General features: G+C 40.9%; 6 protein-coding genes. 1 reads left to right on the top strand and 5 read right to left on the bottom strand.

Going from position 1 to position 11,585, the window contains the following annotated elements:
* Window positions 1–358: 358 nt before the first annotated feature.
* Complete coding sequence (gene groL, locus JQC92_RS10575; RefSeq protein WP_204999632.1) at window positions 359–2,005, bottom strand: chaperonin GroEL; 1,647 nt, start codon at window positions 2,003–2,005, stop codon at window positions 359–361.
* Window positions 2,006–2,059: 54 nt separating this feature from the next.
* On the bottom strand, window positions 2,060–2,353 hold the full coding sequence (locus JQC92_RS10570; protein ID WP_204999631.1) for a co-chaperone GroES: 294 nt from the start codon (window positions 2,351–2,353) through the stop codon (window positions 2,060–2,062).
* A gap of 242 nt (window positions 2,354–2,595) precedes the next feature.
* Between JQC92_RS10570 and JQC92_RS10565 the strand changes: the two genes are divergently transcribed.
* Complete coding sequence (locus tag JQC92_RS10565) at window positions 2,596–3,933, top strand: MATE family efflux transporter (RefSeq protein WP_204999630.1); 1,338 nt, start codon at window positions 2,596–2,598, stop codon at window positions 3,931–3,933.
* Window positions 3,934–4,007: 74 nt separating this feature from the next.
* Here the strand turns inward: JQC92_RS10565 and JQC92_RS10560 are convergent, their stop codons facing one another.
* The 3 genes from JQC92_RS10560 to JQC92_RS10550 form a co-directional block, all read right to left on the bottom strand.
* The gene (locus JQC92_RS10560; RefSeq protein WP_204999629.1) at window positions 4,008–4,466 is read right to left on the bottom strand and encodes a hypothetical protein; all 459 of its coding nucleotides are present in this window, start codon (window positions 4,464–4,466) and stop codon (window positions 4,008–4,010) included.
* 607 nt (window positions 4,467–5,073) lie between these two features.
* Complete coding sequence (locus JQC92_RS10555; RefSeq protein WP_204999628.1) at window positions 5,074–7,476, bottom strand: zinc-dependent metalloprotease; 2,403 nt, start codon at window positions 7,474–7,476, stop codon at window positions 5,074–5,076.
* A gap of 122 nt (window positions 7,477–7,598) precedes the next feature.
* Window positions 7,599–11,285 carry a response regulator gene (locus JQC92_RS10550; protein WP_204999627.1) on the bottom strand — a complete coding sequence of 1,229 codons (3,687 nt, stop codon included), beginning with the start codon at window positions 11,283–11,285 and terminating at the stop codon, window positions 7,599–7,601.
* Between the last annotated feature and the right edge of the window lie 300 nt (window positions 11,286–11,585).

Raw genomic sequence — 11,585 nt, 5'->3', positions numbered from 1 at the left:
TGATAGTTGTGTATTTGGAGCTTCACCTAATGGGTGAATGGTAGAACCTCGCAATTTCATAGACTCGGCCTATAAAAACATCAGGTTGTAGTGTTATGCCATTTATCAACTGATTTATCTAGGTTTAACCAAGACAGCCGCAGGCGGGCGCAGTCAGCGGTACGTTATAGCGAAATAATTATGGCACTACAATCAAGATAACTCTTTATTCGAGTCACTTTATAAATAGGGTTTTTAAAGCTTGAATCGCTTTTTATTTACGCTACTGAGTATTATTAAAGAGTCAATTACAGATAAGTAAAAACCGTAAGCCAATGACTTACGGTTTCTTTAAAAGGGAAAGCTTAGCGACGATTTATTACATCATGCCGCCCATACCACCCATTCCGCCCATGCCACCCATATCAGGTGCACCTGCAGACGCTTCTTGCTCTTCTTCAGTTACCATCGCTTCAGTGGTGATCATAAGACCAGCAATAGATGCGGCGAACTGTAATGCACTACGCGTTACTTTAGTTGGGTCAAGGATACCCATTTCTAGCATATCACCGTAAGTGTCGTTGCCTGCATTATAACCGTAGTTGCCAGATCCATTTCTCACGTTGTTGGCGACAACTGACGCTTCTTCACCTGCGTTAGTTGCGATTTGGCGAAGTGGCGCTTCCATTGCACGTAGGGCAATTTCTACACCGTGTTTTTGGTCTTCATTAGCCACTTCTACGTCACCAATTTTAGATGCAACGCGGATAAGTGCTACGCCACCACCTGAAACAACACCTTCTTCAACGGCAGCGCGAGTTGCGTGAAGTGCATCTTCAACCAATGCTTTCTTCTCTTTCATCTCGATTTCAGTTGCTGCGCCGACTTTGATTACCGCAACACCACCAGCCAATTTAGCCATGCGCTCTTGAAGTTTTTCTTTGTCGTAGTCAGACGTTGATTCTTCAACTTGTTGCTTAATTTGTGCAACACGACCATTGATTTGTTCTTCTTCACCAGTACCATCAATGATGGTTGTATTGTCTTTAGTAATTACAACACGCTTAGCCGTACCTAGGTCTTCTAATGTCGCTTTTTCAAGCTCCATGCCGACTTCCTCAGCAATCACAGTACCGCCTGTGAGAATAGCAATGTCTTGTAGCATGGCTTTGCGACGGTCACCGAAACCAGGTGCTTTAACCGTAGCCACTTTCACGATACCACGCATGTTGTTCACAACTAAAGTTGCAAGCGCTTCGCCTTCTACGTCTTCAGCAATGATAAGCAATGGCTTACCGGTTTTCGCAAGACCTTCTAGTAATGGCAATAATTCACGGATGTTAGAGATCTTTTTATCAACCAATAAAATGAATGGTGATTCTAGCTCTACGCTGCCTGTTTCTTGTTTGTTTACGAAGTAAGGTGATAGGTAGCCGCGGTCGAACTGCATGCCTTCTACAACATCAAGTTCGTTTTCTAATGCTTGACCTTCTTCAACGGTAATAACGCCTTCTTTACCCACGCGCGCCATGGCATTAGCAATGATTTCACCGACTGTTTCGTCAGAGTTTGCAGAAATTGTACCGACTTGAGCAATGGCTTTTTCATCGCTGCATTCTTCTGATAACTCTTTTAATTCAACAACTGCTGCTTTAACCGCTTTTTCGATGCCGCGCTTGAGATCCATTGGGTTCATACCCGCCGCAACTGCTTTTAGGCCTTCAGTTACGATAGCTTGCGCTAACACTGTCGCGGTAGTGGTACCGTCACCGGCTGCATCATTGGCTTTAGAAGCAACTTCTTTCACCATTTGTGCGCCCATGTTTTCGAACTTATCTTTTAGCTCGATTTCTTTTGCGACTGATACACCATCTTTGGTGATCAGTGGCGCACCAAAACTTTTATCTAAAACAACGTTACGACCTTTCGGGCCTAAAGTAACTTTTACCGCATTTGCAAGAACGTTAACACCGTTAAGCATTTTTCCACGTGCGTCGTTACCAAATAAGACTTCTTTTGCAGCCATGTTTATATATCCTCTAAATCTGTTTGATACTTAAATTGGGTTTAAAGATGCCAATTACTCAGCAACAATTGCCAGAATGTCTGATTCTGACATGATTAATACTTCTTTACCGTCAATCTTCTCTTTCTTAACACCGGAACCTTCGTTGAAGATAACCGTATCACCCACTTCAACTTCAAGTGCTTGAACACTTCCATTTTCTAAAATACGACCTTTACCTTTAGCCAGTACTTTACCGCGAGATGATTTCTCTGCAGCGCTACCAGTCAGCACGATACCGCCCGCAGATTTTGATTCAACTTCAAGCGGCTCTACGATTACGCGATCATGTAATGGACGAATATTCATTGATGGATTCTCCTAACGAGTTTCTGCCTGTAATTTAGGCTTATACGTTCAGTTTAATTTAGGCTTTCGCCTCAGTTAGTTTGAGATATAAGGTCAATTAACAAAATTCCAAGTGCGCTGCTAAAAAAAAGTCCAAATCTTGACTTTCCATCAGCTTGTTCACTGCCTTTTAAGCGGTTATTTGCTAAAATCTGCCAACAACCTATCACTTTTCATTTCTTAAGGTAACGAATTACGTTTTTATGAGAGATAAACATGGATTGCTGACTGCACCTATTGCTCAAGTGCTGTTTAAAATGAGCTTGCCTAATATTGTCGGCATTTTTACGGTTCTCAGTTATAACTTAATCGATACCTTTTTCATCAGTAAGCTCGGCACTGATGCACTTGCGGCTATCAGCTTTACCTTTCCTGTAACGTTGATAATGTCCAGTATCGCCATTGGTATTGGTTCTGGTGTTTCGACCAACCTTGGCCGTTTAATCGGCTCTGGTGATACATCTCAAGCTAAAGTGTTTTTGCATGATGCCTTAGTATTATGCTTCTCAATTATCCTCGTATTAGCGATGATTGGCTTCTTCACTATTGAGCCACTTTTTAAGGTATTAGGGGCAACGGCGACCAATATTGAATTGATCAAACAGTATCTGCATATTTGGTACTTTGGGGCGCCGATCTTAGTGGTAATGATGGTGGCAAATCAGGGAATTCGGGCTACGGGAGATACTCGTTCACCCGCATTGATTATGATTTTAAGCTCAGTCATTAATGTGATCCTGGATCCTGTTCTTATTTTTGGTCTTGGCCCTTTCACTGAACTCGGTATTCAAGGTGCTGCCATTGCAACCCTTATTGCATGGGGCATCGCTTTTGGGTTTTCCAATTACATACTTATCGTTTCTAAAAAGTTGCTGGGCTTGACTGAGTTTTGCTTGAACAGAATGAGGCATAATTGGGCGAGATTGGCTCATATAGCTCGGCCTGCTGCGTTAATGAATTTAATTAACCCATTGGCTAATACCGTATTGATGGCCATGTTGGCCAGATTTGATCACGCTGCGGTAGCAGCCTTTGGTGCAGGGATTAGAATTGAATCTTTAGCGTTAATTGTGGTGATGGCCTTATCATCCAGTCTACTGCCTTTTATTTCTCAAAACCTTGGTGCAGGCCAGCCAGAACGCGCTAGGCAAGCAGTAAAATTGGCAATTAAATTTATCTTTATTTTTCAAACGGTACTTTATATCCCACTGTTCTTTTCGGCAAAACCCATTGCTGAAATTTTCAGCTCAGACCCACAGGTTATTAAATGGTTAAGCTTTTATGTGATGGTATTACCGCTGGCTTACGGCCCACTGGGAATAGTTATTCTTTTTGCTAATGTGCTTAACGCCTATCACCGCCCTGTCAGCTCATTAGTGATTAATGTCAGTCGCTTGTTCTTGTTGATGTTACCCATGGCTTATTTAGGCGCTGTGGTTTATGGTGTGCATGGTCTGCTGTTAGCACTACCTGTAACCAATATTTTGATGGGGGTAGCTTGTTTTGTGTTGTCGAAACGTATCAGTAGTACAAGTATATAAATTAACGGTTCAAACCTACCTGCTATGTTTAAGCAGTATGTGACAAGTTATGATTCATACCCTAACTTTAAAGTCTACCGAACTATTGCTTGATAAATATCAGCAGGTAGTTTCTTTTTACCTTCTGGCGTAAAATGTTGTAATCTGTCAAGTGCGGTAGCATTAAATACCATTTCTAGCTTTTTTTCTACTCGTTTACTTTCTTCAGAGTCAGCCTCAGCCCCTCTATCCAGATTCTGTTTGATTGCAAAACTGTATGTATGTCCTTTAGCAGTAGTTCCTTCTTTTACAAAGGTAACTTGTGCATGTCCTTCTTTTACAAAGTTAACTTGTTCTAACCTTACCGAATACTCTTTGTCACCATAACTAAAATGTTTATGAAACATTAAAGAGTCCACTCTAAGCATTCCTTTATCTCTGAATTCTTGAGCCTTTGGATTTTTTGAAGGAGCATCACGTGCCAATACATTTTGCTCACAAACTTCATACATTGTGCAAAATTCAGGGTCGGTTTTAGGTGTTACACCAGCCATTTTTAATCCTTATCAAATTATAATTATGATGTTCGCATCTAATAGCGAATTCAGATTAATTGTTAATGTATTATTATGAACAGCGTATATTTAGTGTCCTTAATATTTACTGAACGAACCACCAACTTTTCGGTCATCACCTCTTCGTCATATGCTTTATTTATATGGAAAATTTCGCAATGAAAGATAACATCATGAGTTAAAGAATCCACCTTCTTAGAAAGTGGCTTTGCCTTTCGCCTCCTATAAGGGGGCTGGTGCTTGCCTGACGTGGTCTAATGGATATGACCACCCCAGTTAACTCAACTACAACATTTCTATATAACCCCAACCAAAACCACATATAATGTCACAAATAACTAATATTACTCATAAAACCAAAAGCGCACCAACATAAAACAACTACGATAAAAGCAATCATACGACAGATATTTTTTTGGTGACAGCAAGGGGATAACTACGAACATTCAAATCAACAGCAAGATTAACTATGCCACCAACCTTAAAATAGCTCGCTCAATTCAAAAGAAAACACAACACCAATCTCCATGAATAATTAAGCACCACACCCAAATAAAGTGCAATGCTTATTATCGGATTACAAGTTTTAAATCGGCGATCCAGGTGGCATAGGCAAAGGCTTTTCAATTAGGCGAAAGGCTTTATCTTTTTGCCCTTTTTCAATGCCTTCTTTTAACCACAAATAATGAGCTTCTTGGCTTTCATTTGCTCGTTTTGCTCTGCTTTCTAGCTTGTCTTCTAAGTAAGATAGCTTTTTTGCAATGACTCCTTTTACTTCAAATGAAGACTTAGGGTTGTGTATGCTCGCCAATAACTCATCAATGACTACTGCATTAGTACGCATCCAAATTGCTTGTGTGTGGGTTGTATTACGTTTTTTAAGTAGGGTAGATTTAGTTAATTGCTCCAAAATATCATCAACAGATAATGACTTACTTTGTTTCGTTGACGCCTGATTGACTCGATTTAATCGAGCAGGTTGTAATAGATTTTTAACTACATGACGGCTCAATACTTCAGCCATTCCGGTTTCATCAGCTAAATTGCCTAGTGAAGATGCAAAGCTTTCACGAGTTGGCCTGTAATCACCCGACTTAGGAATAAACGTTTCAAGCAATGTTTGCGGAACAGTGAGCTCTGATGGTTTAAGCATGTTCAACAATGCATCCAGTGCATTTTTCTGCGCTTTAGGTTTAACAAACGCCCAAGCGCTATCATCTTCGGTTCTATAATCGACACCACCTATCCATTTAGCCGCTGCTTGAATTTGAAATCGACTCATCAGATAAATTGGTACAAATGCATCAATGAGTTCACTTTGAACGGCACCTTCAGTTAATGCGTTTTGATTAAAGTTATCGATAGCAACACGTCGCACTTTTTGCATGCGCTCTAACTCATCAATGGCGTTGTCGCCGTTATCCCATAAACTAGCATAAACATGAGCAGCATTGGCAGAACGAGAATCGGCTTCGCCGATATAACGAATACCTTGAGATTGCGCTGACTCAATTTGCTGTTGCTGAATAACCTTTGGTGATTGCCCTTTATCGTATTCTCCATAACCATAACTTACGGCCCATTTATCCCATGCACCTAAACTGGTTCCATAAGGTTCTGATATATCTATTTCACTATTTTTTAATGAAATATAAGGATGTGGGTAGTCCATCACTGAGTCGTTATTATGACTTGATGCCGCAAAATTATGTTCAATACCTAAGGTATGACCCACTTCATGGGCGGAAAGCTGACGGATACGAGCAAGTGCTAAATCCATTGAGGCTTTTTCAGCTGCCTCTCTGTCTTTCCAGCCTGCCGTCAATCCTTTAGCGATGAGATAGTCTTGCCTCACACGCAAGCTGCCAAGCGTTACATGGCCTTTAATGATTTCACCCGTTCTAGGATCGCTGATCACTGCACCATAAGACCAACCACGGGTTGCGCGATGCACCCATTGAATCATGTTATAACGGATATCTTGTGGATCGGCAGTTTCAGGTAATAGCTTAACTTGAAACCCATTGATGAAACCTGCATCAGTAAATGCTTGCTCCCACCAGCGAGCACCATCTAACAAGGCACTTCGAATTGGCTCAGGCACGCCTGGGTCGAGGTAATAAGTAATGGGTTTTACGACCTCACTTGGAGCTGCCCCTGGTACTTTCTTTTGCAGACGATGACGCACAATGTAACGCTGCACAATGTTGTGATTAACAGGTTGGGCGTAATCCATAAAGGTTTGTGCAAAAAAGCCACTGTTTGGGTTGTATTGTCTGATGTTGTAATTTTCGTCAGGTAGCTCAACAAACGAAAAACGTTTGCGGATAGAAATACTATTCGCATCTGGTGTTACACTTTGCGCATATTTTCCCGCTTTATTGGTGTTATAAGTCAGTAGAACATCAATATCTGCATTTTTTTCAAATGACTTAATGCCTTTGGGGAGAACTAATGAGTTTGACGAGTTCAGCTTATAGTTCCCCTGTTTGGTCGCCAATAAACGTTTCTCTATGCCATGAAAATCTTTCAAAACAAGGTCGTTCAATTTTACCAGCGGCTTAGATTCTGACTCAATTTTTCCTCGCCATAGGATAGACTCTGCAAACGCTTCTTTTACCGCCCGTTGTTCAGCTTTATTGTGAGTATTAGCTCGGTAATCGGTATTCAGCTGCTTTAAAATAAGATAGGGGCCATAACGTTCAAACTGCACCATTCGAGTTTGACCCAGCTGACCACGATCGAGGCCAATATCATTCGAGCCTACACCATGAGGCAAACTGGTAACCATTAAAAACGGCTTATTAAGTGCCTTAATTTCCATAAAGACATCCCCTGATTTATCGTCATAAAACAGGTTCATAAATCCATTATGTTGTTGGCTTGATTCAATCATTGTTGAAACGGGGTTCTGTGCAGCCAATAAAGGAAAACTGGTCGTTGAGAACGCAAGTAGGGAAAGTGAAAACGCAGCAACGTAGGATCTCATCCTATCTCCTTGTTATTTTATACAATATTGCTGCTTTATCATGCCTACCTGAGAAAAAATAGGCAACTATGATTTGAAGCCATACCCTTCATTCAAATTTAAAAAGGATATGGCTACTTAGGTTAACTGATCCACTCTTCCAGAGTTTCAAATAATTCGGTGAGAACGATAGGTTTAGTGATATGTGCGTTCATGCCAGCCGATAGACTTTTTTCTCTATCTCCAGACATCGCGTGTGCGGTCATGGCAATGATAGGAAGCTGTTCATGGTCGAATGTTTCTCTTAATGTTCTTGCCGCTGTTAAACCGTCCATAACAGGCATCTGAATATCCATCAGAACTGCTGAATACGTCTGCTCTGCAATCATATCTAGCGCAATTTGACCATTGTCTGCAACTTCAACTTGATAACCTGCACTCTTCAATAACTCAGATGCGACCTGCTGGTTAATCAAGTTATCTTCTACGAGTAGTATCTTTGCTTTTGCAGACTCAACGTATTCTTCTTGGATAACCTCGTTATCATTAGTCACAGGTTCATCCGCAAATGCCGTGATAATTTCATCAAATATAGCAGAGGCTTTAAAAGGCTTTTGTAAAAATGCAGACACCTTGGATTCATCAACTTCACCTTGAATAGGCTCTGACGCATACGCTGTCATCATGATGATCTTCGGCATGTTATCGATTCGGCCTTCTTCAACCATCATTTGAAGCTCTTCAATCACCTGTCCGCCATTCATTTCTGGCATCATCCAGTCGATCAAAAGCAAATCAACCGGCTCTTCGTTGAGCTTATACAGTGCTTCGACTCCACTTTCTGCAGTATCAACATCAAAATGAAAATCTCTCATTAACGTCGAATATATTTGCAGCGCTGTTGGGTTATCATCAACCACTAAGGTTTTAATGTTATTCAGCTTAGATGGCACAATCAGCGGTATTTGCTTAGTTTCTTCTGCAATTTCAAAGCTTATTGTAAAGCTGAAAGTACTGCCCAAATGGGGCTCACTTTGAACTTGCAGTTTCCCCCCCATCATTGAAACCAAATGTTGACTAATCGATAACCCTAAGCCTGTTCCACCGTATTGGCGCGTCGTTGAACCATCAGCTTGAGCAAAAGCATCAAATAATTGCGCTTGCTTCTCTTTATCAATACCAATACCTGTATCACGCACCCAAAATTGTAGCGTTATACGATGATCCCTTTCACCAACGTCTTCACAACCTAATTCGATTTCACCGTGTTGAGTGAATTTCACTGCATTAGAAAGCAAGTTAATGAGCACTTGTCCCAAACGCAGTGGATCACCTTTCAAGGTTAAGCCTGCGGTAACGGGCGCATAAAGTAACATTTCAACGTCTTTTTCTTGGGCTTTTAATACATTTAAATCAAGGGCGTGATCGAGCACTTTATCAAGCGCAAACGGCACTTTTTCAAGCTCAAGCTTACCCGCTTCAATCTTAGAGAAATCAAGAATGTCATTGATAATACGAAGCAATGATTGGGCTGAGAATCCCGCTTTAGTTAGGTAGTCGTGCTGTTGCTCAGTGAGAGTGGTTCGCTGCGCCAACTCCAACATACCAATAACGGCATTCATTGGAGTACGGATTTCGTGGCTCATATTTGCCAAGAATTCACTTTTATATAGGTTGGCAGACTCTGCGTCTTGCTTGGCTTCTAATAACGCAACTTCATTAATCTTCTGTCGAGTGATGTCTTTATGGGTACCCACCATACGCTTAGGATGCCCATATTCTGTAAATTCAACCACTCGCCCACGAGATAATAACCAGAAGTACATACCCGTTTTACCCAACATTCTGAACTCAATTTCGTAGACTGAGTCAGGCTCGGAAAGATACTGGGAGCGATACTCCTGGACGCGTTGCCTATCATCCGGGTGGATCATATCGTCAATGGTCGATAATAAAGCCGGAAATTCATCAGGTTGGTAGCCTATCATGGTGAAAAAGGCTGGATTACAGATGATTTGCTCAGAATCCAGATACCAATCCCATAGACCATCTTCTACTGCATCCATGGCCAAATGATAACGCTCTTCAGATAAACGCAACTGTTCTGCGCTTTCATACTCATGAGTGACATCACGCCATACTGCAATCAAACCAAGCAATTCACCCCGGCGATTATAGAAAGGAAGTTTTAGAGTATCTAATAAGACTGATTTCCCTGCGAGTTCGATTTTCTCTTGATAACGCAGCGGAGTTTTATCTTTTAATATCTGCTCATCTTCAGCACGAATTCGATCACCCAATTCTGGGTGAGTCATAGTCTCAGATGATTGCCCAATCAGCTCGTTTTCGGTATACCCCAACATGCGCTCAGCCGCTTTGTTACAACCGAGATACTTACCTTCTTTGTCTTTGAAAATGATCGCTTCTGGTATCGAGTCAATCAAAGAGCGGAGCAATGCGTACTCTCGCTCACGTCGCTCGGTTGTTTCTTTGAGTTTTTCTGTTCGTATGGCAACCAATTTATCTAAACGTTTGTTTTGCTCAGCTAAGTGATGAGTGTATTGCTGATTTTCTTCGAAAATTCGACTCACTAATTGGAACCAAGGCATCCAACCTGGCGTGGTTTTTGAAGGCACTGGTAACGGTTCTTGTGAACAACCCTCAAGATGAGAAAGCAGCTGTGAAGCAGGTGTAACAAAGGATCGTCGTGTTTGCCAATGAACAATGGTCACCAACAATGACAGCGCAAGCACAACAAGGAAAAAAGTTTGTTGTAGTTTGCTCCATGCATCGTTAAACATATCATCCACGCTCTGCAAATACAGCAAACGCCACGGCGCATTATGCAAAGCAACAGAGTGGATATAATAACCGTTACTGATAAAACCATCTTGGGCTTCAAAAAGATCTGATTCAGATAAAGAATGCAACTCAGCAGGGATACGCTGACTGATGTGGTACACCCGAGTCATATCGCTAGAATCAATGTCACTGTGGAACAGTACATTGTTGTTTTGATCGAGCAATATTACCGTGCCTGGCATTTTAAAATACAAACGGATCTGTTTGGAAAGTTCAGCCAAAGTCATATCTAAGTTGATGGAACCCATGAAGCTATCATTATCATAGATAGGGACTTCCAGCGTCGTTAACAATCCTTTATTAGTTGAGTCTACATATGCAGGTCGCCAAGAGACACTCCGCTGAGGGTTCATTTCGGGTCCAACGAGCTGGAACTGTTTTTGATTTAAGAGTTCTTCACGAAAGGTACTACTATCCTTTGGCCAAGGATAATACGACATCATCTTTTGCTTTGAGATGTAATAAATCGCTGAGGTTTTTTGTGCGGTATCTTTCGCAACAGGAAAAGAAAGAGAAAGCTCATACAGCATCTGTAATTCGCGATAAAAATTTTCATCTCGATGCTTTAAAGAGCCAACGCCAGTAATTTGCCCCATATTGGTAAAAGATTTACCCGCTTTAGAATATTCTGGCTCTAAAGAAAAAACTTGGTTTTTCTGAGCAAATTTTTCATATTTCGGCAGCGTTTTATCATTAGCAGGTTCACCACGTTTTAAGTAATCAACCGCAACATCCCGCAAACTTTTTATGGCTCGAATACTGGATTCTAATAATAAATCAACTTGTAAAACGTGGCGATCAATTTGCTGCTCACGTTCATTCATTACCTGTGCTTTTTGCTCGCCATACGCCACCCAGGCGACCCATAACGCCATGACAATTACACCTATATAGGTATAAAAAACGGCTCGGTTATAATTTCGTTGAATGGGTGCTGTAAGTTGCTGAACAGGTTCGGTCGGTTTCATTTATTGTCCCTGTTGTACTACCAGTCAGGATGACGTTCGCTTGGCATTATAACCCTCTGACATTTTGATGTCACATACGAAGTGCTAATAACTCTATGATCGTAAATAAGTTTAGAAGCCTATATCAAAATTGATCTTAAATTGTAAAAACTTAAATTAAAAAGCGAATACATACACCCACCTGATAAATCAGTACCAATTAAATTAAAACTAAAGATAATTAAATTACTATTTTTATAATTATTTAATATAAATAAAAAATTGTTCACCTTACATTCAAGTTTAACAACATAAAATGTA

It is taken from the genome of Parashewanella hymeniacidonis, assembly GCF_016900895.1.
In the GTDB taxonomy this organism is placed as follows: domain Bacteria; phylum Pseudomonadota; class Gammaproteobacteria; order Enterobacterales; family Shewanellaceae; genus Parashewanella; species Parashewanella hymeniacidonis.
Note: the sequence above shows the minus strand (reverse complement) of the source record. Positions and strands in the feature narration are given on the sequence as shown.

Bases quoted from the DNA above. Each gene is read 5' to 3' on its own strand.
- JQC92_RS10565 (WP_204999630.1), top strand. From the start codon at position 2,596: ATGAGAGATAAACATGGATTGCTGACTGCACCTATTGCTCAAGTGCTG.
- groL (WP_204999632.1), bottom strand. From the start codon at position 2,005: ATGGCTGCAAAAGAAGTCTTATTTGGTAACGACGCACGTGGAAAAATG.
- JQC92_RS10550 (WP_204999627.1), bottom strand. From the start codon at position 11,285: ATGAAACCGACCGAACCTGTTCAGCAACTTACAGCACCCATTCAACGA.
- JQC92_RS10555 (WP_204999628.1), bottom strand. From the start codon at position 7,476: ATGAGATCCTACGTTGCTGCGTTTTCACTTTCCCTACTTGCGTTCTCA.
- JQC92_RS10560 (WP_204999629.1), bottom strand. From the start codon at position 4,466: ATGGCTGGTGTAACACCTAAAACCGACCCTGAATTTTGCACAATGTAT.
- JQC92_RS10570 (WP_204999631.1), bottom strand. From the start codon at position 2,353: ATGAATATTCGTCCATTACATGATCGCGTAATCGTAGAGCCGCTTGAA.